Source organism: Shewanella sp. HL-SH5, from assembly GCF_051163755.1.
GTDB lineage: Bacteria > Pseudomonadota > Gammaproteobacteria > Enterobacterales > Shewanellaceae > Shewanella > Shewanella glacialimarina.
The window spans coordinates 3,128,228-3,154,234 of record NZ_CP195038.1 but is presented as its reverse complement, the minus strand read 5'-3'; the positions used below and the strand labels follow the sequence as shown (position 1 = coordinate 3,154,234).

Here is a 26,007-nt window from a genome sequence, read left to right as displayed (position 1 = left end):
TATTGAGTTAACGGATTAATTACGTCTGATAAAAGACTCAATATAAGCCGGTGTGCGGGCGTTTAAAATAGGATCGTTCGAAGGCGCAATACCTTTTGGCAGTAATAGCGGGTTAAAAATCCCTTTAGCACAATCCAAGGTAGCGTTAGCACTGTCATTACTGCCATTGATAATCACTTGGCCGACCAGCAGTCGTTGACGTGATTGTGGCCATACAATGGTTGGGTCATTAATTTTATCGTTTGCTTCTGCAAGTTGAATAAATAAGTCCCATTTTGCCGGTTTATTTTCAACGCGATTTTTTAACTCGTCCTGTAAAAAATCATCACTCAGCTTAGCCAGCTGTGTTGTTGATGCGCCAATTACCCCTTCAACTGGTTCGAAAATCCAACGACCTGGAATTGATTGGCCATCTTTTGATGTAAATAGAAAACTATTAACCCCAAAATAGCGATTATTAGCATAGCTTGCGGTTGGGGTAAGTTGCTTTACATAATCAAAAAAAGCTTTAGCGTGAGGTTTATTATCAATAAGCCATTGCTTACCTTCTGGTCCCTGTTTGACTTTGGTTTGGAAGGTAAAAAAATCATCTAGATTACTGGCGAAAAACACTTCAGCATTAGAGGTGACAAAGTTTAAGCTTTCTTTATCACCATCAATTTTAAGTGACATAAAGCGCCCCGCAGTTTTATCTGTAGCATGGGCGTTAGTGCCACCTAAGGAGAAGCGTGCAATGATGTCTATTTCAGCTTGATTTAAAAATGGAATAGTTAAAGTGTCATTGATTGCTGGGTTGGGCTCAAATACACCTGAGGTACAAAATCCCTTTGCATGGTTACGCAACTTCACTTTTTTACCCGCATCACGACTTACCGTATCAGGCGTACCATTTACAGCATCTACCAGTTCAGCAATGGTTTTTTCTGAGGCTGTTGCTGGTGAGGTAATTAATGGAAGAGAAATAATTAAGCTGGCTTTAATCAGTAGGGGGATTTTATTCAGTAACATTGAGGACCTCGATAAGTTTGTGTTGCTCATGACAATAAATAAGTGCTTTAAACCTAAGCGGAAAAAGCGAGTTTTGTGAACCTAAGGTGCAGATAAATACTAAAGACAGGATAAAGGAGCGATTTCTTTCACCTATTGGGTGAAATATTATTTTAGATAACCACTATAGCTGTATTTACAATGTTAATGCTCAAATGCAGTGTCACAGTGAGGTGAAACAGCTTAATTATTTGGGTTCAGTTTATCAGAACAAAAACGCCTCAAAAAATGAGGCGTTTAGGTAAAGTAACAAAGTGAACTAAATTAATTTATTTCAAATAACTCAACATCAAAAATCAACACTGACCCGCCAACAATTTTGCCGCTAGTACGATTGCCATAAGCCAATTGACTTGGAATATAGAAGCGGAATTTATCACCAATAGTCATTAGCTGAACGCCTTCGGTCCAACCTTTAATGACCTGATTCAGTGGGAAGGCAATTGTTTGTCCGCGCTCAACTGAGCTGTCGAAAACCGTACCATCAATCAAGGTGCCATGGTAATGCACTGTTACATTGCTTTTGGCGGTTGGGTGTTCGGTGTTGTCACTTTTAGTGATCACTTCATACTGTAAGCCTGATAAAGTTTGTATTACGCCCTCACGCTTGGCATTTTCAGCTAAAAAGGTACTGCCTTTAGCAATGTTTTCTTTAGCAGCTTTTTGGTTAGTCATTTGGTTAAAAAAGTAAAAAATAACTAAAGCGATTACGGCTACGGCAATGATCATGCGCATGAAAAATTCTCTTTATTATCAATAATGGAATGTATTGTTATAGTGTAACCTAGTTTATATTGAGGTCACAATGAAGGCTTTTTGCGCCAAGTTAAATAAACCCAATGACATTAAATAATGTATAGCATGTACAAGTAACTGATGCCGATAGTGAGCAAAATATTGGCAATAATCGACAACCAAAATCGATATTTGAAAGCATTCTTTTGAGTTTTATGACGAAAGTGCTGTTGGGCTATTATTGCCGCAGGCCAGCCACCGAGTAGGGCATAAATGTATAAGGTTTTTTCACTTATTCGACTGCGTTGATTTAATGAAGAGGATTGCTGTTGATTATGTGTGGCAATACGTTTGTCGTACCAGGTGATAATAAAACTCAGTAGATTTAAGCCCATAAACGCGCCAATAACCCATGGCGATAGGGCATAAAAACTATATCCCACAGCCAATAACGCTGTCCATATTCCTAGCATGATAACGGCAAATATCATCATTTTAAAAACTCCGCATAAATTTCTAATTGAATTTCATCGCCCACAATGGGGATGTAACTGCTCATGCCAAAGTCAGAGCGCTTAATTGTGCCTATCGCACTAAAACCTAGGGTGTATTTTCCTGTCATCCAGTTATCGGCGCCACCATGAAAAGTAGCGTTAAATGTAACCGGTTTAGTCACACCGTGTAGGGTTAACAGGCCATGGAACTCAAACTGATTGTTGATGTTAGGATCGGTATTTATTACATCAATAGGGGTGACTTTTTGGCTTTTAAAATAAGCTTGTGGAAACTGTTCACTATCAAACCAGCTGCTATTTTGCAGTGTTTTTTCAAGTTTCTGATTATTAATATCTAATGAATCAATTTGCACTGTAGCTTCTAATTGTGCAGCTGGCATGTTGTTAGGATCAAAACTCAGTCGGGCATCAAATTGATTAAAACGTCCCACATAGGTAGACAGGCCTAAGTGCTGAATTTTAAACAGTAGCGCAGCATGATTGGGGTCTAAAGTGTATTCACCCGCTTGTAACTCAGTTAACTGAGGTGTTACCGCTGGGGTGACCCAGCTAATACATCCTGAAAGCCCTATTAGGCTTACGCTAATCAATATCATACGAATATACTGAAAATAATGGGTTAAATGCTTCAAAATTACTCCTAAGTCTTTTGCTTATCTGGGGGGCATTACGCGATGTGTTGAAGCGACATTATTGACCGCGCCGAGTTAACTTCGTCATTAAATACTCTAGCGGCCCCTGGGAGAAAAAACGTAAATACACAGCGGCTAAAAATAGTTGTAATAGACCTAATACTATTGCTAGAAGCATGTAGTCGATACGATCAAACTCCATTTGCCATTGTGGCATCCAATGTCGTAATAGCAATACGCCTAAAAGAGATTGTAGAATATAAAAACTTAACGACAGTCGGCCAATATTTTGTAATAGGGTTAATTTTAACGGATTGTTTTGACAAACTTTTACAATGATATGCCAGTAAATTAGTGCTGTTGGAATGGCGCCAAGCATCATAAATATACCAGAAACCTCTTTTAGCACAGCAGAGTCTGATAGGCTTAATAGACTGTCAATGCTAGCAAAAGCGATGCCTATACAGGCAAATAGCCCAAGTTGCTTATGACTGAATCCGCGCTCAAAATAACCTTGCTTCATTAAGGTCATCCCTATTAGCATTAAACTTGCGCCGTACCAGAGAATCGAAATGGGAATAATCAGTAACATATAACCGATCATGTAAGCTTGCATCACGACTTGGTCCGCATAGCTGCCAGTCCATAGCGCGAGTTGTTCAATAAAATAGTCTGAACCACGATAGAATTGTTCATCTTCAAGGGTAATCGAAATAAGTGCGATGACCGCCATGGCAATCAACATGAATTTCGCCGACTTGGCTAATAATTGTTTTGGCCCAAGGGTGAAGTATCGACAGACCACTAAGCCACATAAACCATAGCTTAGTAAAATATCACCGGAAAATAAAAATACCCCGTGAATAGCCCCGAGTCCGATTAATAAGTAAAGTCGGCGTGTTATGCGATTTTTACCGTGCTCACTTTCACTTTCGCTATCACTTTTACTATCAAGGCTAGTCGTTTTTTGATATTGCAACCACAGGCCTGCGCCAAACAACATCGAAAACAAGCTGATAAAGCGGCCTTCTAATAGAAAATTACTGACAATCTCTATCGTTAAGTCGGATGCTATTTCTGGTAGATGTGGGGCATAACCGTAAAAGTTATTCGCCATAAAATAGATGTTGAGGAACAAAATACCTAGTAAGGCAAAACCCCTTATGGCATCTAAATTGGCGATCCGCCCATGTGTTAGAAGAGTTTGGTGTCGGGAAAAGCCATTATCATTTGAAGGTGCTAAAGATTGGTCGATTTTACGGTTTATAAGCATGTATCATCCATAATTGATGATAAAACCATTATTAAAGTGTAATGGTTTTATCATTCTAAAGATTTAGTCCATTGGTGAACTTAGCTTATACTTTCTGCGGCTTTTCTGAAATCCATAATTTAATATGGCCTTGAACAACCACCACACCATTAGTGTCGTAAGCTTTTACATCTACTAACATATCGCCAACTTGCCATTGCTCTGGTTGAACTTCTGCCACACATAAAATGTCAGTGCCAGCTTTGGCGGTATACTCTACCGACATACCTTTAGGGATCCAGCGTAAGTGGTTAGGGATAGAGGCTTCAGCCATAGTGCCCATCGCCATTTCCATACCGTTACAAATCGCGATAACGTGAACCGTACCAATATGGTTTTGGACACTTTTACGCTTTTTGATCAAACACTCACATCTATGCTCTTTTAAGGATGTAATGTATGGATGGATGGTGCCGAAATACGGTGCCATACGGGACACCATTTTAGAAAATAGAGCGTGACCAAAAGGGTAGCTGGTTACCTTTTGATATAATGCCATGACTTTGTTAGGTTTGTTGTTATTCATAATCCATTTCGTGTGATTATTTGTCTGGTCCGATGAGGTTAGCATTAATGTTCATACTCTGCTAGTAGTTTGCCTCATCGCAAGTGGGTATAATCGCCAGCAATATTATTCAGTTTAGATCATGGGTTAGGGTTAATTTTGAAGTTATTTATAACGTATTTAAAAGGCATGGCAATGGGCGCTGCTGATGTCGTTCCTGGTGTTTCAGGCGGAACCATAGCCTTTATCACAGGTATTTTAGACCCTTTGCTTGATGGCATTAGGAAAATTAACCCTACATTATTTGGAATTGTGCGCCAACAGGGGCTTAAAGCAGCCTTTTTACATATCAATGGCCCATTTTTGGCGTGTGTGTTTGGTGGTATTTTGACCAGCATTTTTGCCTTTGCAAAGTTAATCTCATGGTTAATTGTGGCTCATCCTATTCCGGTTTGGTCATTCTTTTTTGGGCTGATATTGTTTTCTGTTTTTCATATGCTTAAACAAGTTAGTCAGTTTAATCTACAGCGGATAGCGTTATTTGCGCTGGGTGTGTTGTTTGCCTGGGGGATTACAGTATTAAATCCTGTTGCGATAGAAGCTAGCTATATCAGCTTCTTTTTTGCTGGCGCTATTGCGATTTGTGCAATGATTTTACCGGGCATCTCAGGTAGTTTTATTTTGCTTCTTATCGGCATCTATCCTGCGGTATTAGCCGCAGTAAAAGGGTTTGATATTGCTTATTTAGCCTGTTTTGCCATGGGATGTGTGCTAGGTCTGTTAAGCTTCAGTCATGTGCTTTCTGCTTTACTGCGCAAGTTTCATGATGCCACTTTGATGTTTCTTATCGGACTCATGTTAGGTACATTAGGTAAAATTTGGCCTTGGAAAGAGGTGGTTACTTGGCGAGAAAATTCTAGCGGACAACAAGTACCGTTACTTGAGCAAAACCTCACTCCATTTGATTTCCAAGCTATTACAGGCGATGCTCATCAGTTAGGCCTAGCGATTGTCGCTGCTTTATTTGGCATTGGATTAGTATGGTCGCTAGAGTTTTTTGGCGCCAAACATACTAAAGATTAACGCTATAAAATGCTATGTATGCAGTAAATGTAGCGCTAGTATTGATATAAACTTAATTAAACAGGACCTTAGTTCTGTTTTTTTTTGTTAAAAATGAACTACTTTTAACTAAGATTCGTAAAAGCTGCTAAATTACACAGCACTACTTTTATTTTAACCGCCACAGGAGTGCGTTCTCATGGATAAATCAGAGACATTTATGCCAGAAAAAATTCAAATTGGTATCAGCAGTTGTTTGCTCGGTAATGAAGTTCGATTCGACGGTGGCCATAAAAATTCTTATTACTGCGCAAAAGAAATTGAACCCTTTTTTGAATACACCAGCATTTGCCCTGAAATGGCGATTGGTATGGGTGCACCAAGAAAAAGTATTCGCCAAGTACTTGATGGCGATCTTCTGTATATTCAAAGTGCAGACGGTAGCCTTGATGTCACTGCTAAATTAACTGAGTTTAGTCAAAATAAAGTGGCTGAGTTAGGTTACTTAGGTGGATATGTCTTATGTGCTAAGTCACCGACTTGCGGTATGGAGCGTGTTTTAGAGTATAAAATTGGCACCAATAACAGCACTAAAAGTGGCGTAGGGGTGTTTGCTAAAGCATTAATGGATAAATACCCATTGTTGCCTGTTGAAGAAGAAGGCCGTTTAAATGACATGATCATTCGCGAAAACTTCTTTACCCGGGTATATGCCTATGATGATTGGCGTAAAATGTTAGCCTCGGGCTTAACAAAGCATAAGTTAATTCAGTTTCATTCCCGTTACAAATACCTGCTTATGGCTCACAGCCCTAAATGGTACCGTGAGTTAGGCCCTGTCTTAGCCGATATTAAAGATTTAGAACAAACCGCTGATACCTATTTTACTGGTTTTATGACCGCTTTAAAGGTCAAGGCTACCCGTAAAAATCACACCAGCACCTTGCAACATATTCAGGGTTATTTTAAAAAGCATTTAAATGCGCGCCAAAAAGAAGAGTTAACTGAATCTATAATGAAATATCGTGAGGGTTTATTGCCTTTACTGGTACCTATTACGTTAATTAATCACTATTTGAAAGAGTTTGAAGTGCCTTACATTGCGGAGCAAATATATCTAAATCCGCATCCTGAAACGTTAAAGCTACGTTATGCCTATTAAGACATTCACTTTTAACGAGATGACAAACAAGTAAGGTAGCCAATGCCATTAGCAGTAAACAGTCTTGTGTGGTTTAGACAAGATTTACGTATTCATGATCATCCTGCACTGAGTCAAGCGTGTGAGTTTGCCCTACAGCAAAATTCACACGTTAAGGCTGTGTACTTTGTCACACCTGTCCAGTGGGCTGAACATGATGTCGCAGCCATTCAAATAGACTTTATTGAACGACATGTTAACTTGCTTAGGCAAAGTTTAGCCAGTATTGGTATTGCTTTAGATGTTGTTCATTTGAGCTGTTTTGACGATATATTGCCATGGTTACAACAATATTGTGCCGAGCATCAAATTGGTAAAATATTTGCTGCTAATGAACCTGAATATAATGAACGTCAGCGCGATATAAAATTAATCGCAGCGGGTATTCCTTTAGCATTAATTGAGCAGGATTGTTTGCTTACAGCCGGAACCGTAACGACTCTGTCTGGCACCATGTATAAGGTTTTTACCCCATTTTCAAAAGCGTGGAAAAAAATAGCCGCGGGTAAGTTAATTAAACCTCTGCCAGCAGCAATTTTTAATGCGCCTATTGGCACATCAGATGCCATCAAGTTCAATATTCAATCGCAGTACCCCAATCCTGTTAGTAGTCAGCAGTGGGCCGCAGGAGAAGATAGTGCAAGAGAGTTGTTGCAGCAGTTTATTGCGCAAAATATTAGCGATTACCAACAACAGCGCGACTTTCCTGCCATAGAGGGAACCAGTCGTTTATCGCCTTATTTAGCCATTGGCGTGATTAGCGCTCGGCAATGTATTACGGCGATTTTGTTTCATTATCCTGATGCACTGATAAATGATGCAAGCCCTGCAAAAACCTGGCTTAACGAACTTATTTGGCGTGAGTTTTATCGCCATTTGCTGGTGGCATTTCCTAAATTATCTCGCGGCCAAAACTTCAACGATTTAGGTAAACACATACAATGGCGTAACGATAAGACCGAGTTTGATGCTTGGTGCAAAGGACAAACAGGTTATCCCATTGTTGATGCAGCAATGCGTCAGTTAAATCAAACTGGTTGGATGCATAATCGATTACGCATGGTCGTTGCCAGCTTTCTAACTAAGCATTTATTAATTGATTGGCGCTGGGGTGAGCAGTATTTCAGACAGCAATTAATAGACGGTGATTTAGCCGCTAACAATGGTGGTTGGCAATGGTCTGCTGGTACAGGTTGTGATGCACAACCCTATTTTAGGGTGTTTAATCCTATGACCCAAAGCAGTAAATTTGACCCCGATGCTAGCTTTATAAAACAGTTTGTGCCCGAAATAGCTGGTTGGAGTTTGAAACACATACACGAGCCACACCTTAAAGCACAGCAGGCCAATTTGATGGCAGATTTGTTCTCTGATCGCGCAAAGCAAGATAAGGTTTATCCTATGCCAATTGTTGAACATAGCTCTGCCAGAAAACGGGCAATTGAAGTGTTAGCAGCACTAAAGCGAGGATAGTTGATACGAGGATAGTTGGGCTCGGGGATAATTGAAGCGCAGATAAATGCAAATGTATGGCATCACGCTTACCTTAAATTAAACGTCGGCATAGTTTAGGCTATGCCGATTTTTTTATCTAAAAATAAGCTTGTCACATCTAACTACTCAGTTCAGTCCCATTAAAGTCATACTTGAGCTTAAGCTTAAATATCCCAAAGATTATTAGGAGATTAGCGATGCAAGTTTTCTTGTGATGGCAGCGTATGTGTGATGATTCGTCTGATACTAAAGAAAACATTTTACTGAAGCTAAATTATCGTATCTAACTGGGCTAAATCAGTAATCGTTTGGGTGGGCGATATTCCCCAGGGATCAAATATCATTTGTGGTGAACGTTTCACCCAAGCGGTTTTAAAGCCTGATGCCGCCGCGCCAAGAATATCAAAAGAGTTACTGGATATAAGCCAAACTTCATTCTGCATTGAGTTTGTGGTTTGAATGAAATATTCATACACCGCAGGATTAGGCTTAAAGGTCATAATTGCTTCACAGCTCACAATACCTTCAAAATACGCTAAAATATTTGCGTTTTTCAATAGAGACTCGACCGCAGAGTATTCACCATTAGAGAACGCAAACAGGCTAATGCCTTTTTCTTTTAGGGTTTGTAAAACTGGCGCGACGTCATCAAAAGCTGGCAAAGTCAGATAGCTTTCTAACAGTTGGCATTTTTGACTGTTAGTGAGCGGGATCGTATGAAACTGGCAAGTGTATTCCAGTGCATCTCGAGTGCAAATCGAGAACTCTTTATATTGCTGCATTAAACCGCGTCTAAAAGAATACTCAAGTTGCTTATCTCGCCATGTTTGGCTAAATGCATAAGCTTGTTTAATTACCGACTCAGTTTCGCGCTCTAATGTTTTTTGTTTGAACATTTTGATCAATAAAGCCACTACACCATGAGTGTCGATCAAAGTCCCATAGACATCAAATGCGAGTGTTTTTGTCATTTTGAATATCCCTGGTTCAATGTTTGTCACCCACAACTTCTATGTGAGTGGTCTTTATTTTTAAGTATATTTTCACAACGTTAATTAAACTGTTGTTGAAGCGTGGTGTACTAACACTGGTTCAGTGAGCATTTCTGGACGGCTATGCACTAGAATTGATTGAGCGCGTTAACTAAATAAAGTTCATATTAACATTATCTGCGTTATCGGGTACACAGTCGTCATAGCAATCTATCTAATTATTCATTTGTTATTCATCGCTAATTTTACCGTATTGAATGAGTGGTTAAATCACTTATCTAAATAACAGGCTTATCTATTCAGATCACCAACCAGATCACACTTTTAAAGGCTTTATGGTAATGAGTCACTATTGTTATTGAACAAACACGTTAATGAGCATAAAATTCATTTAAAGATTTATATTTTATACATGTTATGTTTTGCACACACCTTAAGGCGACAATAAATGTTAAATATTGATGACCCAGCAGACACTGATAACACTCCTGCAATTTGGCGTTTAGGTTTTAGGCCATTTTTTTTAGGTGGTGCTGTGGTCGCTGCCTTATATATTCCAATCTGGCTGATGGGTTGGTTTACACCGCAGTACAGCTTATTTAATGGTGAGTTTTGGGCCAATGTTGTGCCTTTATGGTGGCATCCACATGAGATGTTATTTGGCTTTGCTATGGCAATTGTGTGTGGTTTTTTATTAACCGCAGCACAAGCCTGGACCAACCAACCTACGATGAAAGGAGGTGTGCTGGCACTCACATTTGGTTGTTGGTTGGCAGCAAGATTACTCTTCTTATTGCCATTCAATATTCCGCTTTGGCTGCCAGCATTGTTTGACAGCTTGTTTTTAGGGATCAGCGCAGCAACTTTATGGCGTTGTATTTATACTGCTAAACAATGGCGTAATATCGGCTTCCCTCTTATGTTGGTTGTAGCATTAGTGGTTAATCTGGTTACCTATTATGCTTTATACGAGCGTAACTTTTCTCTATCGACTCAACTTTGGCAGGCAATGATTTGGTGGCTTGCGATGGTAATAACTATTGTTGGCGGTCGAGTTATTCCTTTTTTTACCGCAATGAAATTACAACATTCAAAGCCAGATCCCATTCAAGCACTTGAGATAACGTTATTACTCGTGATGGGATTGTTATTCGTTCAATCTGTGTTCCATTTATTCCCCCGTGAAATTGAACAGGGCATTTTACTCAGTGCAGGCATATTGCAATTGGTAAGAGTGTCTCGCTGGAAAGGACATAAAACATTTCAAGAGCCTATGTTGTGGTCTTTACATGTTTCATATTGGGCATTGCCGGCAACTTTGTTGGCTATGGCATGGCAAATTAATAATGAGTTTGCGTATCGCACTTTATTGCATCTATTTGCGGTTGGCGGTATTGCATCATTATGTTTGTCGATGATATCTCGAGTGTCACTAGGGCACACTAGTCGCAATATTTATCAAGGTCCAAATATGGTGCTTGCCTTTATTGGCATTCCTTTAGCAGCAATTTTTCGTGCGGTAATGCCATTGTGGCTCCCTCAATATAGTTCGACTTGGTTATGGTTGGCGGGAGCATGTTGGTTTATTAGTTTTGGGATGTTTGTTTGGCATTATGCCCCGATTCTTACCAAGCCTAGATTAGACGGACGTCCAGGTTAATCTCACAAATGAAAGAGTGAATTATGTCATTTAAGATTATTAATAAAAAAGGTACCAAAATCGCGATAACTACTTTAATAACGGTTTTATTTAGCTTAACAGCCTTGGCTGATATCAGTGTTGACGAGCAGAATAAAACTCGATTTCCTAGTCAATATCAAACTTGGTTAGCCACATCTGAGCAAACAGAAAAACAAGATATGTTGGCTACTTATCCGGCCAATATTATTCTTTGGGCCGGTTCATCTTTTGCTAAAGAATATAATAGCCCCCGTGGGCACCAGTTTGCGGTAGCGGATGTAGCGCATATATTACGCACTGGTGTGTCAGTAGAAGAAGGCCAGAAAGGGCTTTCAGCCAGTTGCTGGACTTGTAAAACACCCGACGCCCCCAGATTAATGGAAGAGATGGGTATTGAAGGTTTTTCTGGCGCTAATTTTACTGATTTAGGTACTGAGATAAAGTCAGTCGTTTATTGCAGTGACTGTCATGAGGATGGAAGCGCTAAGTTGGCATTGCCAAGGCCACACGCGCAGGATGCGATGGCTAAAATTAAACTGCCTTTTGATAAGCAAAATACCAGTATGAAAGGTGCTCAGGTGTGTGGCCAATGTCATGTCACTTACTACTTTCAGCCTGAGCGTAGTAATAAGGTTAATATTCCGTGGATTTTCGGTAGCACCGCCGATGACATTGAAAAATATTATGACACACGTCGCTTCTATGAATGGATCCACCCCATTTCAAAAACGCCTATGCTCAAAGCACGCCATCCTGAGTTTGAACATTGGAGCCGAAGTAAACATGCTGAAGCAGGGGTGACATGTATAACCTGCCATATGCCACCGACAATCGATGATAAAGGCAATGACTTTACCGATCATAAAGTAGGTAATGCCCTGAATAATTTTGATCGTACCTGTAAAACTTGTCACAGTAGCCAGAAAGCCATCACACAAACCCTGTTAAAAAATAAACAACTGATTAATGCCAAGGCACGTGAAGTTGAAGGCTTGCTAGTGAAAGCCCATTTTGAGGCAAAAGCTGCGTGGGATGCGGGAGCTACGTGGGATCTAATGAATGATCCTATAATGAATATTCGTCATGGCCAGTGGCGCTGGGACTTTGCCATGGCATCCCATGGTTTGTATGCTCACAACCCTGAAGAGGGGAATGCATTGCTTGATAAGGCGATTGAACAAGTCACTTTATCCCGCACGTTATTAGCAGTAGTGTTACAAAAATTTGGCATTAATAAAGTGGATTACCCTGATATTAGCACCAAAGAAAAAGCCCATGCCGCTATCGGATTTAATAAAGATGAGGCGCAAAAAGCCAAAGATAGTTTTATCAAACAACAAGTGGATAAACATTGGCAACCGGTCGCTCTTCATGGATATGAGTAGTTACTTCGCTAATTCTATATATACTGAGTTTGACTATAAAAGCGCTTAAGGAGACTTAAGTGCTTTTTTACTGATCTATTATCCGCTCCCAAACGTAACATTCACTGTCTAAATCATCTTTTTACTGCAACTTTTTTTACAGTAAATCCCCGCTAACTGATTGTCACTAAAGTCATTGTGCTTTTATTCAGTAGGCTTTATGGTAAGTATGTTAGTTATACAAACGGAGTGTTATATGTCAGAAGCGTCCACAGTGAATGAATTGCCAGTGTCGGCTACTCAGTCACCTGCGATTATTAAGCACTTTATTGAGCTTTATCAGGTGTTGAATAAAAATAATTTGCAACGCTTATCTGAAATTTATGCAGCCGAAATACAATTTCAAGACCCTTTGCATCAAGTTAATGGATTAAAGCAACTCACCAAGTACTTTGCCAATTTATACGAAAATGTAAGCCATATACATTTTGACATAACCCACATAATAGTCAGTGATTGCCAGCAGCAAGCATCTTTGTTTTGGACTATGAGCTATGCTCACCCTAAATTGAATAAAGGGCAAACCATTAAAGTGGATGGTATGAGTCTATTAAAATTTAACGACACTATTTTTTATCATAGAGATTACTTTGATGCTGGTCAGATGCTCTATCAGCATGTGCCAATGCTTGGCGGTGTTATTCGCATATTAAACAATAGAATGGGGTAATAATATGAGCCATCATCAATCCTCATCATCAGCGGTTCTGATAACTGGAGCAACATCGGGCATTGGTTTAGCAAGTGCTAAGTTTTACGCAGCTAAAGGTTTCCATGTCATCGCATGTGGTAGAAATGAAACCGTATTAGCGGGCTTAAATGTGGGTCATTTTTTAACATTTGATATTACACAACCTGAACAAGTTAATCAGGCAGGTATTGCGCTGAAACAGTACCTGGCAGATAAGCAGCTTCAGCTTACCCAAGTTATCTTAAATGCTGGAACCTGTGAGTATATTGACGATGTTATTGAGTTTGATGCCATGCTTTTTAGTCGAGTCATAACTACCAATCTGATTGCGGTTGGACATTGTATTAGCGCATTTTTACCTCAGCTCACAAAAGGCGGCCAATTAGGATTAATGAGCTCCAGTGCAACTTATTTACCTTTTCCAAGGGCAGAGGCATACGGTGCTTCTAAAGCCGCAATAAGTTATTTAGGCCGCAGTTTAAGGTTAGATTTGGCCGCTAAACCCAGTGTTGATATTGGAGTAAGTGTAATTTGTCCTGGTTTTGTTGACACACCGCTTACCGCCAAAAATGATTTTGCTATGCCGATGCAAATCAGTAGCGAGCAAGCAGCAGAACGGATTTTTAAGGGGATGGCACAGCGCAAGTTCGAAATCCATTTTCCTAAGCGGTTTACCTTTATACTCAAGTGTTTATCTTTGCTTCCTGAGAAAGCACTTATCAAGTTACTTGCAGATAAAGCCGTTAAATAAAAGTCACTTTTGAATACATACCCAAATTAACAGTAAAGCGTCAAGTTTGTACATATAGGAATAAGAATGAAAAAAATTGCGGTGATAGGAACCGGCATATCGGGTTTAACCTGTGCACATTTACTCAGCAGTAAGCACAAGGTAACTGTTTTTGAAGCCAATGATTATATTGGCGGACACACAGCTACGGTTGATGTCGAGGTAGACAAAAAGAGCTACGCTATTGACACTGGTTTTATTGTTTTTAATGATCGCACCTACCCAAGATTTGAAAAGTTAATGGCAAAGCTTGGGGTTGAGTCATTACCGACACAGATGAGCTTTAGTGTACACAATGCTTTCACTGGGCTTGAATACAATGGTCATACCCTATGGAGTATGTTTGCCCAAAGACGTAACATTTTCAAAGCTGATTTTTATCGTTTTCTAGCTGAAATAGTACGTTTTAATAACGATTGCAAAGCCATTTATGAGTCAGATACCTATCCTGTAATGAGTTTAGGTGAATATCTCGATAAACATAATTTTAGCCCATTTTTCTGTGAACATTATATTCTACCAATGGGTGCAGCCATTTGGTCTGCCAGTATTAATGATATGCGCGCCTTTGCGTTACGATTTTTTATTCGTTTCTTCCAGCACCATGGCTTGCTTAATATCAGTGACCGTCCGCAATGGTCGGTATTGAAAGGTGGTTCGCGTAGCTATATTCCTAAGCTTATTGAACCTTTTAAGAATAATATTCTGTTAAATAGCCCAGTAACGGCTGTTTGTCGAAATGATGAAGGCGTAAAAGTTCAAGTATTGAATGGCGAGTGGCTGCAATTTGATGACGTTATATTGGCGTGTCACAGCGACCAGGCATTAGCTATGCTCAGTGATGCAAGCAAAGATGAGCATGAAGTGTTGTCTGCCATGGAATACCAAAATAATGAAGTGGTGCTACATACTGATATTACTTTGCTACCCAAACGTAAAGCGGCTTGGGCAAGTTGGAACTATCGTTTAGACGGTGATGATAAAGTGCCTATGGGCGACAGACCCGCCAGTGTTACCTACAATATGAATATTTTACAATGCTTGCCCAAGGGAGCACCGACTTTTTGTGTGACCTTGAATCAAACTGGCTTGATTGATGAAAGTAAAATATTGCGTAAATTTAATTACGCTCACCCAGTTTTCAATGAAGCCAGTATGCAAGCGCAATCAAAGCGTGAGCTTATATCAGGTAAACGACATACTTACTTTGCGGGTGCCTATTGGTATAACGGTTTCCATGAGGATGGCGTGAGAAGTGCAGTTGATGTGTGCAATCAATTTGAGATCAGTTTATGACCGCAATGATAACTGACGATATGGCGTTAAACAGTGGCATTTACTATGGCAATATCAGCCATAGACGCCATGTGCCTAAACGCCATAGCTTTGGTTATAACATAGCTATGATGGCATTAGATTTAGACGAGTTACCAACATTGGTGAACACCAGTAAGTTGTTTGCTGAAAAAAATGCATTACTCACCTTTAAAGCCGATGACTATCTTAAAAGCCTTGGTCAACAATTTGGTGAGGACTTTATCTCAGGTTTAAACATTGATAAGCTCAGTGCAATAGGGGCATTAAAGCAGCGTACATTGGTCACAATACAAAAGCTAGGTGCTCAACAAAGCTGTAACCGAGTGGTGTTTTGTGGCCAAATTCGTCATTTTGGCTTTTACTTCAGTCCAGTTAATTTTTTCTTTTGTTATCAAGATGAGACTCCACTATATATGCTGGCTGAAGTCAGCAACACCCCGTGGAATGAGCGTCATTGCTATCTAATTGATTTAGTGAACACCACTCACACTGATAAAGTTTTCCATGTGTCACCTTTTATGACCTTAGATATGCACTATTTATGGCGTATTTTACCGCCGCAGAAACGCCTTAAAGTGACCATCGAGAATCGTAATAGTGCTAATGAAAAGCTATTTGATGCCACAATAGCCTTAAAAAGAATGTCATTTACTGCGCCAAATATTAAGCGCTTTATGTTGGGGTACCCAGCCATGACAGCTAAAATTGTCTTGGGTATTTATTGGCAAGCTTTAAAACTATTTATTAAACGGATTCCTTTTGTGGGCAAGCAAACCAAACAAGTGCCCACATAAAAACAATCAGCAGTTCAAGTAAACCAAATGTGTAGTCAGTACGTATTAGCCCTTAATATTATAAATTTGAAGCTAATTTTTTAATTAGAATGGAGTGCCAGCATGGATAATGCCGCAACCGGTACAAGTATTGCTCAAGCGAGTTTATCAGACAGTTTGGCTAAAAAGATTTTATTACGAGCACTGGCTCATCTAGCTGAAGGGCAATTAACGATTGTTGATGCGTCACAATCGCATGTATTTGGTCATCCAGAAAGCGACATTCACGCTACCATGCAAGTGTTACACCCAGGTTTTTATCGTCAGGTAGTATTTGGTGGCTCAATTGGTGCAGGTGAAGCTTATATTCAAGGTCATTGGTCTAGCCCTGATTTAACGAAAGTAGTGCAAATTTTTGCCAGAAATTTAGCCTTGCTTGATAATATTGAACGTTACTTCTCTTGGTTAAGTAATGGCCTAAACCGGGTTAAGCATATATTTAATCGAAATTCGCAAGCCGGTTCAAAACGCAATATCTTAGCCCATTATGATTTGGGTAATGATATGTATCAGCAGTTTTTAGACCCAGAAATGATGTATTCCAGCGCAATTTATCCAGCAAATGATGCCAGTCTAGCTGAGGCGCAATTGCACAAGCTAGATACCATATGTCAGCGTTTAGATTTAAAACCAGGGCAAACCTTATTAGAGGTAGGCACTGGATGGGGCGCACTGGCAATTTACGCAGCTAAGCATTATGGCGTGTTAGTGACCACAACAACGATTTCAGATGCGCAATATGATTACGCTTTATCTCGGGTAAAAAGTGAAGGCTTATTAGACAAGGTCACCTTGTTAAAACAGGACTATCGTGAACTCACCGGGGTGTATGATCGCGTGGTGTCAATTGAAATGATTGAGGCTGTGGGGCATGAGTATTTACCGGGCTTTTTTGAAAAGCTACAGCATATGCTTAAACCTGAAGGGCGTTTATTAATTCAAGCCATTACCATTGCCGACCAGCGCTACAATAGCTATCGCAAAAGTGTTGATTTTATCCAGCGTTATATTTTCCCTGGTGGCTGTTTACCCTCGATCAGTGAAATGTCACGTCATATAGCCAATAAAACCGACATGGTTATTTGGTCACTAGATGACATCGGCCTTGATTATGCGCGTACCCTAAAACATTGGCATGATAATTTTGATATGGCCAAAAGTACTATTACCAAACTTGGATACGGTGATGATTTTATTAGAATGTGGAAGTTTTACTTAAGCTACTGTGAAGGTGGTTTCTTAGAGCGCGCCACCAGTACAGTACATTTAACCGCGGTAAGACCTGGCTATCGAAAAAGCTAATATTTTTGTTGTTAGCTAACTTGTTCAGATTACGTATTATATAAATGAGGGTGTCATGAAAAAATCTGTTTCATCCTCTTCACGGCTCAGTTTAGCTGACCCCGTTGTAGCTAATAAAACAACGGCTTTTAAAAAAATACTGCGGAACGCAGTTAGCTTTCAAGCGATATGGTGGCTGGGAGTCTTATATCAAAACCAGTTCATCTTAGTATCATTAATGCTGATTGGATTACATTTTCTATTATCAGATCAAAAACGCGCCGATGTACTTATCCTACTAGTTATTACAGCACTTGGCGCAGCTGTCGATGTTGGGTTAACTTATTTTGGTGTATTTGTTTTTGCATCAACGCCATGGTGGTTATTACTGCTTTGGGGATATTTTTCACTGACATTAAATGTAAGCTTAGGTTTTGCACATAAATTCAACCTGCCTGTTCAAGTTATTATTGGTGGTGTCTCTGGCTGTTTAAGTTACCTTGCTGGGGCAAAGTTTGATGCCGTAATATTGCCTTTGGGGATGACTCATTCAGCTATTATTCTTGCGGTGATCTGGTCAGTACTATTTCCCGTATCACTTCATATAGCGGCGCGGTTATCACGATAACTGTGCTATGTACGCGTACAGGGTAGGTAAATATGTCAAGTATAAGTAAGCTTGCAAATTATGTATTGATACTGAGCGCAGCGAATATGGTTCATGCTGAAGATGTCAATAATGTTACAGATTTGGCAGTTAAGGCATTAGGCGACGCTAACATTAGTCAGGCTAGTTTAAGTCACACGGCGGCATCAGATTTAATTCAAACCACTCAATTGCTTAAATCACAATCTGCTGACAAACATTTTATTTTGCCGCCTCTTGTCCAAGTTGGCGAGGCTGATTTAGATGTTTTGTGGTTTGATGTTTACTTAGCCAAACTATACTCAGTTGATGGCACTTATCAGCCCCAGCAATTTCCAATTAAATTAGCCATTCAATATCACCGCGATATAAGTGCAGCAGAACTCATTGAGGCAACTACTGAGCAGTGGCAAGCTAATGGGTTAACAGCGTCTGAGATTAACCGTATAAAAAAGCATTTAACCCTTTCCTGGCCTGATGTTAAAAAGAACGACACCCTTAGCTTTATTGTCCACAATGATAAACAAGCCGAGTTTCTGTTTAATGATAAATCTTTCTATCAGCTAGAGGATGCTGAGTTTAGTGCCGCTTTTATTGGTATTTGGTTGTCTGAAACCACAACTGAGCCTGAATTACGTCAACAATTAATTGGAGCAACTCAATGATTAACCTTTCATTTTTGAATACGTTTTGGGGTAAAGCTCAATCATCTGTTAAAGCCTTAACCGTTATTACTGTTTGTTTTAGTTTGTTTTCTTGTTCGTCCGCTTCAATTGAAGATTATGAAGGTACAACACCTGAGTTAAATTTGGTTGATTTTTTTGACGGTGAATTAACCGCTTCAGGCATAGTGCAAGATTTTTCCGGTAAAGTGACACGAAAGTTCACCGTGACAATGGAAGGCAGCTGGCAAGATAGTCCACAAGGCAAGCAAGGCGAACTTAAAGAATGGTTTATTTATGATGACGGTGAAAAGCAAACACGGATTTGGTATTTAACCGATTTAGGTAATGGTCAGTTCGAAGGCCGTGCAGATGATATTTTAGGTGTGGCTACAGGCGAGGCTAATGGCAGCGCACTTAGATGGCGCTATGATATGAAGCTCATGGTGGATGGTAGTGAATATCAAGTTGAATTTGATGATTGGATGTTCTTAGTGGATAAAAATACCATTATTAACAAAAGCGATATCATTAAATTTGGTATTACAGTCGGCACAGTCACATTAGTGATTCAAAAGCAGTAATTGGGATTATTCAAGCTATGGTTCTGTTACAACACTGACACTGAGTGTCACTTTTCTAAACTCAGTATCACTTTCCTAAAATAGTGAATTTTAATCATTTAGACAACAATGTTTGCTTATTCACTATTCTAGGTTGTGTCATCTGCTTAGCCTTTTAACTTACTGTTATCAACCTGTTTGCGGTCATAGTATTCAAAGGGAAAGACATTGCGAATTTGCTGGGTGAGATCATCACCTATGTTGGCAGAGACATGCAGCCTTACTTGATTATCTCTTTCTGCTCTTATTGTACAGGTCAGCTTATGCTCTTTGGCAAAGGAGCGACATTCTCGCTCAAATTTTTCTGGGATTTTACCTTTATGTCGATTTAATCGACCTTGCTTAAAGTGCATTTCAAATAGTGTTAACCCTTTCTTGCTTGAAAAAATCAGCTTGTAGGCAATGAAAAAAAACACGCCAATAAATAAAATCTTTAATAACGTTTCTACCATATCGTGCGTCCTTTAATCTTTGTTATTTATATATTAAAGATACGCCCGATTTGTTTCGGTGCAATCTTTTTTTATCAAAACGTGAGTCGTAGCAAAATTATTCCATGGGGTGAGTCGTATGGTTGAAAAAAACTCATGTTACAGTTTGGTTACGGTTGATGTATTTTTAGTCTACACTCTGTAATGCAACTTATTAGTGGCAGATGTAAGTTGAATTCAAACTAGCTAAATGGATTGTTATTTTATTAAGGATAATGTCATGTCGATATCAAATGCTAAGCGTTGGAACGAGTTATGTGAATTGCAAATTACTATAATGGGTAATCTTGCTAATCGGTTCCCTGAACGTCGTGAAAACCTCGAGTCAGTAGCGAGTGGCTGGAAAAGTATTCAACAACAGTTACAACAAAATAAAACCCCTGTGTTATGAGTTGTACTGTGTGGGTATTGCATTAAGTCGATGCTTACATCGACTTTTTTATTGATTTTAATGGTCAACCACCTCAAGAGGTAATCATGAAATACTTGCCTGACTGAGCTCCTGGTAAGTGATATATAGCCAAATACCTAAAAAGCACAGCATCATCAGTAGTGCGACGATACGAATTGCTTGGGCGTATTCGGTAACATAAGTGAAGTAACGTTGCTGAATCGCATTTGTCAAAAAAGTCCCCACTAAAGAAAACACACACAAATACATGGCAGCATATTGAGTTGAGCTTGAGCCATTAATTTTTTCATAGAGCAATAGTAGTGCAACTGAAGTCAATACTATTATGCGAAAACGACGCTCCGCTTTATTTGATAAATTCCATCTAGGCAGTCCCATTGCCATCGCTCCTTGTATTAAAGTCCATTTACATCAGTACACAACCCATCAAGTTATTAAGTCGCTAACGCTAAGTTAGCCTTACTGATATATAGTTATAGTAATATTTGGTCATTTTTTCAACTACAAGGTTTGTCTAGAATATAACGACTGGAAACGCCAAGTTGTGGGGTGGAAAGTGAGAAACAAACAAATGCAGTTGAAAGATGCGCCGTCACAGCCAAATCCTAATATTTCATTCTAAAGGTTTACTGAAAAGCACAGCAGTAAGCGTTTTTGTTTATTGTTTAGATTGTTTCTCTGATTTTTACTGTTTTCTATTTCATTACAGTTGGTATATCTATTCGAGCATTGTGTGTTTTATTGAGTATTAGTGGATATTGTTGTCATTAATATTAGCAAAGCGGCATAAATTTTTTCACTTCCCCTTGTAAATGAAATTTGCGCCCCTATATAAAGTGTTAAGAAAGATTTGGGCGATATATAAGTCAAGGCTATTAAGTTAATAGATACTTGAAAACCGTTTGGCTTACCCCCATATCCATACCAGACAACAAATTTACTGACGAATAACGTCAATTTCCGGAGGACCTCATGGGCAAAATTATTGGTATCGACTTAGGCACAACAAATTCATGTGTGGCAGTCCTTGATGGCGGCAAAGCACGCGTACTTGAAAACGCAGAAGGCGATCGTACAACACCTTCTATCGTTGCTTATACCGATGATGAAACAATTGTAGGCTCGCCTGCAAAACGCCAAGCAGTGACTAACCCTGCTAATACTTTCTTTGCTATTAAGCGTTTAATCGGCCGTCGTTTTAAAGATGACGAAGTTCAACGCGATGTTGACATCATGCCTTTCAAGATTATCGCAGCAGATAATGGCGATGCATGGGTTGAGCAACGTGGTAAAAAAATGGCTCCACCACAGGTTTCTGCAGAAATCTTGAAAAAGATGAAAAAGACAGCAGAAGACTTTTTAGGTGAAGAAGTGACTGAAGCGGTTATTACTGTTCCTGCTTACTTTAACGATTCACAACGTCAAGCGACTAAAGATGCTGGCCGTATAGCGGGTCTTGATGTTAAACGTATTATCAACGAGCCAACAGCGGCTGCATTAGCTTACGGTATTGATAAGAAGCAAGGCGACAACGTTGTTGCAGTATACGATTTAGGTGGTGGTACTTTTGATATCTCTATCATTGAAATCGACAGCAACGATGGCGATCAAACTTTCGAAGTACTTGCTACCAATGGTGACACTCACTTAGGTGGTGAAGACTTTGACAACCGTTTAATTAATTACCTAGCGGATGAGTTTAAGAAAGATCAGGGCTTAGATCTTCGTAAAGATCCATTAGCAATGCAACGTCTTAAAGAAGCTGCTGAAAAAGCGAAAATCGAATTATCTAGCACTAATACAACAGAAGTTAACTTACCTTACATCACAGCTGATGCAACAGGTCCTAAGCATTTAGTGGTTAAAATCACTCGTGCTAAGTTAGAGTCATTAGTTGAAGACTTAATTCAACGTACTTTAGAGCCATTAAAAGTTGCTTTAGCTGATGCTGATTTATCAATATCAGACATCAACGAAGTTATCTTAGTGGGTGGTCAAACTCGTATGCCTAAAGTGCAAGAAGCGGTTACAAACTTCTTCGGCAAAGAGCCACGTAAAGACGTTAACCCAGATGAAGCTGTTGCCGTAGGTGCTGCAATTCAAGCAGGTGTTCTTTCTGGTGAAGTGAAAGACGTACTACTACTTGACGTAACCCCGTTATCATTTGGTATTGAAACCATGGGTAGCGTAATGACTAAGCTTATCGAGAAGAACACCACTATCCCGACTAAAGCGAGCCAAACGTTCTCAACCGCTGATGACAACCAAAGTGCAGTGACGATTCACGTACTTCAAGGTGAGCGTAAGCAAGCTAGCTACAACAAGTCTTTAGGTCAATTTAACCTAGACGGTATTGGCGCTGCACCACGTGGTCAACCACAAATTGAAGTAGCGTTTGATATTGATGCTGACGGTATCTTAAAAGTATCTGCTACTGACAAGAAAACCGGTAAAGCACAAAACATCACCATTAAAGCTAACTCTGGTCTAACCGATGAAGAAGTTGAGCAAATGGTTCGTGATGCAGAAGCTCACGCTGATGAAGATGCCAAGTTTGAAGAATTAGTGCAAGCACGTAACCAAGCTGATGGTTTAGTGCATTCAACTAAGAAACAAGTGACTGAAGCGGGTGATGATTTACCAGCGGAAGATAAAGAGAAAATCGAAGCAGCAATTGCTGATGTTGATGCAGCAGTGAAAAGCAACGATAAAGAAGCCATTGATAAATCAACTCAAGCGCTTATCGAAGCTTCAGCTAAGTTAATGGAAATTGCACAAGCTAAGGCGCAAGCGCAAGGCGGAGCAGACCAAGCAACTGACGCTGGCAAACAAGACCCTGCTGATGATGTTGTTGACGCTGAGTTTGAAGAAGTGAAAGACGACAAAAAATAATTAGTTACTTTTGATAGCAAAAGCAACTAGTTAATATAAAGCGGGCGTTGAGGCTTACCTCTAACGCCCGTTTGCACAATCATACTTAATCAATTTTAAGCAAACCTTCGAGAAGCAAAACACTATGTCAAAGCGTGATTTTTACGAGGTTCTTGGTGTCAGTCGTGATGTCAGTGAACGTGAAATTAAAAAAGCCTACAAGCGTTTAGCGATGAAATTTCACCCTGATCGCAATCCAGGCGATAAAGCGGCAGAAGCAAGCTTTAAAGAAGTTAAAGAAGCCTACGAAATTTTAACCGATAGCGACAAAAAAGCCGCTTATGATCAATTTGGTCATGCTGGTGTTGACCCTAATCGCGGCGGCGGTCATGGTGGACAAGGTGACTTTGGCGATATTTTCGGTGATGTATTTGGCGATATCTTTGGCGGAGGTCGTCGTGGTGGCGGTCAGCGCCAAGCGGCGCGCGGTAGTGACTTACGTTACAACTTAGAATTATCACTTGAAGAAGCGGTACGTGGTTTAACCAAAGAACTGCGCATTCCAACATTAGCCGCTTGTGACTTATGTGATGGCAGCGGAGCAAAAGCTGGTACTAAGGCAACCACATGTGGCACTTGTAATGGTCAAGGCCAGGTGCAAATGCGCCAAGGCTTCTTTGCCGTTCAACAGGCCTGTCCAACGTGTCAAGGTCGCGGTAAAATCATCAAAGACCCTTGTAGCAAGTGTCATGGTGAAGGCCGTGTTGAAAAGAGCAAAACATTGTCGGTTAAGATCCCTGCAGGTGTTGATACTGGTGACAGAATTCGCTTAACCGGTGAGGGTGAAGCGGGCGAGTTTGGTGCTCCTCCGGGTGATTTATATGTTCAGGTCAGTGTACGTGAACACAATATTTTCACTCGAGATGCAAATAACCTCTACTGTGAAGTGCCTATTTCATTCAGCAAAGCTGCCTTAGGCGGTGAGATTGAAGTGCCAACACTTGACGGTAAAGTCAGCCTTAAAATTCCTACCGAAACCCAAACTGGCCGCATGTTCCGTTTACGCGGTAAAGGGGTTAAGTCGGTACGTAGCCATGCAGTAGGTGATTTACTGTGTAAAGTGGTGATGGAAACACCGGTTAACTTAAACGATAAGCAAAAAGAGTTATTGCGTGAGTTTGAGGCAACCTTAACAGGCGAGTCAAAAAAACATAGCCCTAAAGCTGAAGGTTTTTTTGATGGTGTGAAAAAGTTCTTCCAAGACTTGAACAGCTAATCGTTATTATGGATCCCTATTAAGGTAGGTTAGATAAATAGGGTTCTAAGTTAAAGGCTGTTTACTTTGGGTAAACAGCCTTTTTTATTGAAACTCAATATGCGTATTGAGTTTATTATTAGCGCGTTATCATTATGACGAATGTTAACTTTAGCCACAGAAAATTAGGCGATACCGCATGGGTTTTTCATTATTTACGCTCAATCCTAAACTCGTTAAATCATTACCTTCCTTGGTGATTGAACCTAGTGCAATACAAAAACAGGCTATTCCCGCTATTTTGAGCGGTAAAGATGTACTGGCATTGGCGCAAACTGGCAGTGGTAAAACCTATGCTTTTGGTTTACCCATATTGCATCGTATTGCAGCATTACAAAGTGGCACATCAAAGTTAGGTCAGCAAACACCCAATATATTAGCCGTAATTATTGCACCGACTAGAGAGTTAGCGGCGCAAGTTTGTCAAAATTTAACCCCATTAGCGCAAGCCGTCGACTTACGAGTGGATGCCTTATGTGGTGGTGAAGATATAACCCAACAAGTTGAGCGACTAACATCCCCTGCAGAATTGATTGTTGCTACACCGGGGCGATTATTAGCGCTAGCACAGCAAGGTGTTATTCAATTTGAACAGCTACAATGTGTCGTGTTTGATGAAGCTGACAGATTATTAGATATGGGCTTTATTGCCGATATTAATGCGCTACTGGCACTTATGCCTAAAAGGCAAACACTAATGTTTTCGGCAACTATGCCTGCAACGTTAGATGAGTTGGTGAAGACTGTGTTGTCATCATCAACAATACGCTTAGAGGCTAATGCCTTAAATAGCGCGGTAGAAGATATTAGCCAAACGATTTATCACGTCAATAAAGGCAGTAAAGCAAAAATACTGATCGAACAGATTAAGTTGCACCATTGGTCGCAGGTTTTGGTATTTGTTAATGCTAAAGATGATGCCGATGCTTTGTGTCGAAAATTACTTAAAGCGGGTATTAACGCAGCAGCACTGCACGGTGATAAAGATCAAGCGTTACGCAGCCAAACATTGAACGATTTTAAAACCCAGCAACTGAGTGTGTTAGTGGCTACAGATGTAATGGCGCGTGGTATTCATATCGATGCTTTGCCCGTAGTAATCAATTTTGATTTACCAAACCAAGCAGAGGTGTATGTTCATCGTATTGGCCGCACCGCAAGGGCAGGGCTAAGTGGTGTGGCCTTGTCTTTGGTGAGTCACTTAGAATTAGTCAGTTTAGAGGCTATTCGGCAATTAACGGGTCACGTTTTACCATTGACTACGTTGGCAGACTTTCCGGTGACAGACCTAGTCACAAATTCGACCAGCAAGCGTGCTCCTCGAGATAAAAAAGCGAATCGGCGCACCGCAAGTAAACGAGGGGCTGGCGATTTTTCTAAAAGAAAATCAGTACAATAAGCGATATTTTTTGAGGCCCAAAACTCAACCACATGCCACGCGGCTATTTGTAAGTCACAATGGGCTGCAAGGACAA

26 protein-coding genes are annotated in these 26,007 nt (G+C 40.1%); 17 read left to right on the top strand and 9 right to left on the bottom strand.

Going from position 1 to position 26,007, the window contains the following annotated elements; genetic code table 11:
* Window positions 1-15: 15 nt before the first annotated feature.
* From ACRWQM_RS13780 to ACRWQM_RS13755, 6 genes are all read right to left on the bottom strand, one after another.
* Window positions 16-1,008 carry a catalase family peroxidase gene (locus ACRWQM_RS13780; RefSeq protein ID WP_434930346.1) on the bottom strand — a complete coding sequence of 331 codons (993 nt, stop codon included), beginning with the start codon at window positions 1,006-1,008 and terminating at the stop codon, window positions 16-18.
* A gap of 303 nt (window positions 1,009-1,311) precedes the next feature.
* The gene (locus tag ACRWQM_RS13775) at window positions 1,312-1,782 is read right to left on the bottom strand and encodes an FKBP-type peptidyl-prolyl cis-trans isomerase (protein WP_434930345.1); all 471 of its coding nucleotides are present in this window, start codon (window positions 1,780-1,782) and stop codon (window positions 1,312-1,314) included.
* A 110-nt stretch (window positions 1,783-1,892) separates the two neighbouring features.
* Window positions 1,893-2,276 (bottom strand): DUF1294 domain-containing protein, encoded by a 384-nt coding sequence (locus tag ACRWQM_RS13770; protein ID WP_434930344.1) that lies wholly within the window; start codon window positions 2,274-2,276, stop codon window positions 1,893-1,895.
* The gene (locus ACRWQM_RS13765; RefSeq protein ID WP_434930343.1) at window positions 2,273-2,929 is read right to left on the bottom strand and encodes a YceI family protein; all 657 of its coding nucleotides are present in this window, start codon (window positions 2,927-2,929) and stop codon (window positions 2,273-2,275) included. Before ACRWQM_RS13765 ends, ACRWQM_RS13770 begins: the two co-directional genes overlap by 4 nt.
* A 58-nt stretch (window positions 2,930-2,987) precedes the next feature.
* Window positions 2,988-4,202, bottom strand: a complete 1,215-nt coding sequence (locus ACRWQM_RS13760; RefSeq protein WP_434930342.1) for a DUF418 domain-containing protein — start codon at window positions 4,200-4,202, stop codon at window positions 2,988-2,990.
* Between the two features lie 85 nt (window positions 4,203-4,287).
* Entirely contained in the window at window positions 4,288-4,767 is a 480-nt protein-coding gene (locus ACRWQM_RS13755; protein ID WP_434930341.1) for a hotdog fold domain-containing protein, read from the bottom strand.
* 138 nt (window positions 4,768-4,905) lie between these two features.
* Here ACRWQM_RS13755 and ACRWQM_RS13750 point away from each other — a divergent pair, with 138 nt between their 5' ends.
* The 3 genes from ACRWQM_RS13750 to phrB all read left to right on the top strand — a co-directional run bounded on the left by ACRWQM_RS13750 (window position 4,906) and on the right by phrB (window position 8,482).
* Window positions 4,906-5,829: a DUF368 domain-containing protein gene (locus ACRWQM_RS13750; RefSeq protein ID WP_434930340.1), complete on the top strand. Its 924-nt coding sequence runs from the start codon at window positions 4,906-4,908 to the stop codon at window positions 5,827-5,829.
* A 178-nt stretch (window positions 5,830-6,007) separates the two neighbouring features.
* Window positions 6,008-6,970 carry a YbgA family protein gene (locus tag ACRWQM_RS13745; protein ID WP_434928474.1) on the top strand — a complete coding sequence of 321 codons (963 nt, stop codon included), beginning with the start codon at window positions 6,008-6,010 and terminating at the stop codon, window positions 6,968-6,970.
* Between the two features lie 42 nt (window positions 6,971-7,012).
* Window positions 7,013-8,482: a deoxyribodipyrimidine photo-lyase gene (gene phrB / locus ACRWQM_RS13740; protein ID WP_434930339.1), complete on the top strand. Its 1,470-nt coding sequence runs from the start codon at window positions 7,013-7,015 to the stop codon at window positions 8,480-8,482.
* 290 nt (window positions 8,483-8,772) lie between these two features.
* Here phrB and ACRWQM_RS13735 read toward each other — a convergent pair whose 3' ends face one another.
* Window positions 8,773-9,474 carry a haloacid dehalogenase type II gene (locus ACRWQM_RS13735; RefSeq protein ID WP_434930338.1) on the bottom strand — a complete coding sequence of 234 codons (702 nt, stop codon included), beginning with the start codon at window positions 9,472-9,474 and terminating at the stop codon, window positions 8,773-8,775.
* A gap of 469 nt (window positions 9,475-9,943) precedes the next feature.
* Here ACRWQM_RS13735 and ACRWQM_RS13730 point away from each other — a divergent pair, with 469 nt between their 5' ends.
* The 10 genes from ACRWQM_RS13730 to ACRWQM_RS13685 all read left to right on the top strand — a co-directional run bounded on the left by ACRWQM_RS13730 (window position 9,944) and on the right by ACRWQM_RS13685 (window position 19,404).
* Window positions 9,944-11,155 carry an NnrS family protein gene (locus ACRWQM_RS13730; protein ID WP_434930337.1) on the top strand — a complete coding sequence of 404 codons (1,212 nt, stop codon included), beginning with the start codon at window positions 9,944-9,946 and terminating at the stop codon, window positions 11,153-11,155.
* 23 nt (window positions 11,156-11,178) lie between these two features.
* Window positions 11,179-12,561: an ammonia-forming cytochrome c nitrite reductase subunit c552 gene (locus ACRWQM_RS13725; protein ID WP_434930336.1), complete on the top strand. Its 1,383-nt coding sequence runs from the start codon at window positions 11,179-11,181 to the stop codon at window positions 12,559-12,561.
* Window positions 12,562-12,796: 235 nt separating this feature from the next.
* A complete protein-coding gene (locus tag ACRWQM_RS13720) occupies window positions 12,797-13,270 on the top strand; it encodes a nuclear transport factor 2 family protein (RefSeq protein WP_434930335.1) in 474 nt (157 codons plus the stop codon).
* A 4-nt stretch (window positions 13,271-13,274) separates the two neighbouring features.
* Window positions 13,275-14,042 carry an SDR family NAD(P)-dependent oxidoreductase gene (locus tag ACRWQM_RS13715; RefSeq protein WP_434928479.1) on the top strand — a complete coding sequence of 256 codons (768 nt, stop codon included), beginning with the start codon at window positions 13,275-13,277 and terminating at the stop codon, window positions 14,040-14,042.
* Between the two features lie 66 nt (window positions 14,043-14,108).
* The gene (locus tag ACRWQM_RS13710) at window positions 14,109-15,377 is read left to right on the top strand and encodes an NAD(P)/FAD-dependent oxidoreductase (RefSeq protein ID WP_434928480.1); all 1,269 of its coding nucleotides are present in this window, start codon (window positions 14,109-14,111) and stop codon (window positions 15,375-15,377) included.
* Window positions 15,374-16,192, top strand: coding sequence for a DUF1365 domain-containing protein (locus ACRWQM_RS13705; protein ID WP_434930334.1), 819 nt, complete (start codon window positions 15,374-15,376; stop codon window positions 16,190-16,192). Before ACRWQM_RS13710 ends, ACRWQM_RS13705 begins: the two co-directional genes overlap by 4 nt.
* A 102-nt stretch (window positions 16,193-16,294) precedes the next feature.
* The gene (locus ACRWQM_RS13700) at window positions 16,295-17,533 is read left to right on the top strand and encodes a class I SAM-dependent methyltransferase (RefSeq protein WP_434930333.1); all 1,239 of its coding nucleotides are present in this window, start codon (window positions 16,295-16,297) and stop codon (window positions 17,531-17,533) included.
* A gap of 55 nt (window positions 17,534-17,588) precedes the next feature.
* Window positions 17,589-18,140, top strand: a complete 552-nt coding sequence (locus ACRWQM_RS13695) for a DUF2878 domain-containing protein (RefSeq protein WP_434930332.1) — start codon at window positions 17,589-17,591, stop codon at window positions 18,138-18,140.
* A gap of 32 nt (window positions 18,141-18,172) precedes the next feature.
* Window positions 18,173-18,823 (top strand): chalcone isomerase family protein, encoded by a 651-nt coding sequence (locus ACRWQM_RS13690; RefSeq protein ID WP_434930331.1) that lies wholly within the window; start codon window positions 18,173-18,175, stop codon window positions 18,821-18,823.
* Entirely contained in the window at window positions 18,820-19,404 is a 585-nt protein-coding gene (locus tag ACRWQM_RS13685; RefSeq protein ID WP_434930330.1) for a DUF3833 domain-containing protein, read from the top strand. The genes ACRWQM_RS13690 and ACRWQM_RS13685 overlap by 4 nt, the downstream gene beginning before the upstream one ends.
* Window positions 19,405-19,550: 146 nt before the next feature.
* Here the strand turns inward: ACRWQM_RS13685 and ACRWQM_RS13680 are convergent, their stop codons facing one another.
* Window positions 19,551-19,895: a DUF3634 family protein gene (locus tag ACRWQM_RS13680; RefSeq protein ID WP_434930329.1), complete on the bottom strand. Its 345-nt coding sequence runs from the start codon at window positions 19,893-19,895 to the stop codon at window positions 19,551-19,553.
* 259 nt (window positions 19,896-20,154) lie between these two features.
* On the opposite strand from ACRWQM_RS13680, the gene ACRWQM_RS13675 reads away from it, so the two are divergent.
* On the top strand, window positions 20,155-20,325 hold the full coding sequence (locus ACRWQM_RS13675; protein ID WP_434928486.1) for a hypothetical protein: 171 nt from the start codon (window positions 20,155-20,157) through the stop codon (window positions 20,323-20,325).
* Window positions 20,326-20,409: 84 nt separating this feature from the next.
* On the opposite strand, the gene ACRWQM_RS13670 is transcribed toward ACRWQM_RS13675, so the two are convergent.
* Window positions 20,410-20,724, bottom strand: coding sequence for a hypothetical protein (locus ACRWQM_RS13670; RefSeq protein ID WP_434928487.1), 315 nt, complete (start codon window positions 20,722-20,724; stop codon window positions 20,410-20,412).
* Window positions 20,725-21,318: 594 nt separating this feature from the next.
* On the opposite strand from ACRWQM_RS13670, the gene dnaK reads away from it, so the two are divergent.
* The 3 genes from dnaK (at window position 21,319) to ACRWQM_RS13655 (ending at window position 25,931) form a co-directional block, all read left to right on the top strand.
* Complete coding sequence (gene dnaK, locus ACRWQM_RS13665; protein WP_434928488.1) at window positions 21,319-23,238, top strand: molecular chaperone DnaK; 1,920 nt, start codon at window positions 21,319-21,321, stop codon at window positions 23,236-23,238.
* 124 nt (window positions 23,239-23,362) lie between these two features.
* Entirely contained in the window at window positions 23,363-24,493 is a 1,131-nt protein-coding gene (gene dnaJ / locus ACRWQM_RS13660; RefSeq protein ID WP_434930328.1) for a molecular chaperone DnaJ, read from the top strand.
* Between the two features lie 178 nt (window positions 24,494-24,671).
* Window positions 24,672-25,931 carry a DEAD/DEAH box helicase gene (locus ACRWQM_RS13655; protein ID WP_434930327.1) on the top strand — a complete coding sequence of 420 codons (1,260 nt, stop codon included), beginning with the start codon at window positions 24,672-24,674 and terminating at the stop codon, window positions 25,929-25,931.
* Window positions 25,932-26,007: the final 76 nt, after the last annotated feature.

Coding starts and splice junctions, on each gene's coding strand:
- ACRWQM_RS13680 (WP_434930329.1), bottom strand. CDS start 19,895: ATGGTAGAAACGTTATTAAAGATTTTATTTATTGGCGTGTTTTTTTTC.
- ACRWQM_RS13655 (WP_434930327.1), top strand. CDS start 24,672: ATGGGTTTTTCATTATTTACGCTCAATCCTAAACTCGTTAAATCATTA.
- ACRWQM_RS13695 (WP_434930332.1), top strand. CDS start 17,589: ATGAAAAAATCTGTTTCATCCTCTTCACGGCTCAGTTTAGCTGACCCC.
- phrB (WP_434930339.1), top strand. CDS start 7,013: ATGCCATTAGCAGTAAACAGTCTTGTGTGGTTTAGACAAGATTTACGT.
- ACRWQM_RS13700 (WP_434930333.1), top strand. CDS start 16,295: ATGGATAATGCCGCAACCGGTACAAGTATTGCTCAAGCGAGTTTATCA.
- ACRWQM_RS13755 (WP_434930341.1), bottom strand. CDS start 4,767: ATGAATAACAACAAACCTAACAAAGTCATGGCATTATATCAAAAGGTA.
- ACRWQM_RS13770 (WP_434930344.1), bottom strand. CDS start 2,276: ATGATGATATTTGCCGTTATCATGCTAGGAATATGGACAGCGTTATTG.
- dnaJ (WP_434930328.1), top strand. CDS start 23,363: ATGTCAAAGCGTGATTTTTACGAGGTTCTTGGTGTCAGTCGTGATGTC.
- ACRWQM_RS13675 (WP_434928486.1), top strand. CDS start 20,155: ATGTCGATATCAAATGCTAAGCGTTGGAACGAGTTATGTGAATTGCAA.
- ACRWQM_RS13715 (WP_434928479.1), top strand. CDS start 13,275: ATGAGCCATCATCAATCCTCATCATCAGCGGTTCTGATAACTGGAGCA.
- ACRWQM_RS13725 (WP_434930336.1), top strand. CDS start 11,179: ATGTCATTTAAGATTATTAATAAAAAAGGTACCAAAATCGCGATAACT.
- ACRWQM_RS13745 (WP_434928474.1), top strand. CDS start 6,008: ATGGATAAATCAGAGACATTTATGCCAGAAAAAATTCAAATTGGTATC.
- ACRWQM_RS13735 (WP_434930338.1), bottom strand. CDS start 9,474: ATGACAAAAACACTCGCATTTGATGTCTATGGGACTTTGATCGACACT.
- ACRWQM_RS13775 (WP_434930345.1), bottom strand. CDS start 1,782: ATGCGCATGATCATTGCCGTAGCCGTAATCGCTTTAGTTATTTTTTAC.
- ACRWQM_RS13780 (WP_434930346.1), bottom strand. CDS start 1,008: ATGTTACTGAATAAAATCCCCCTACTGATTAAAGCCAGCTTAATTATT.
- ACRWQM_RS13760 (WP_434930342.1), bottom strand. CDS start 4,202: ATGCTTATAAACCGTAAAATCGACCAATCTTTAGCACCTTCAAATGAT.
- ACRWQM_RS13730 (WP_434930337.1), top strand. CDS start 9,944: ATGTTAAATATTGATGACCCAGCAGACACTGATAACACTCCTGCAATT.
- ACRWQM_RS13690 (WP_434930331.1), top strand. CDS start 18,173: ATGTCAAGTATAAGTAAGCTTGCAAATTATGTATTGATACTGAGCGCA.
- ACRWQM_RS13705 (WP_434930334.1), top strand. CDS start 15,374: ATGACCGCAATGATAACTGACGATATGGCGTTAAACAGTGGCATTTAC.
- ACRWQM_RS13670 (WP_434928487.1), bottom strand. CDS start 20,724: ATGGGACTGCCTAGATGGAATTTATCAAATAAAGCGGAGCGTCGTTTT.
- ACRWQM_RS13720 (WP_434930335.1), top strand. CDS start 12,797: ATGTCAGAAGCGTCCACAGTGAATGAATTGCCAGTGTCGGCTACTCAG.
- ACRWQM_RS13685 (WP_434930330.1), top strand. CDS start 18,820: ATGATTAACCTTTCATTTTTGAATACGTTTTGGGGTAAAGCTCAATCA.
- ACRWQM_RS13710 (WP_434928480.1), top strand. CDS start 14,109: ATGAAAAAAATTGCGGTGATAGGAACCGGCATATCGGGTTTAACCTGT.
- dnaK (WP_434928488.1), top strand. CDS start 21,319: ATGGGCAAAATTATTGGTATCGACTTAGGCACAACAAATTCATGTGTG.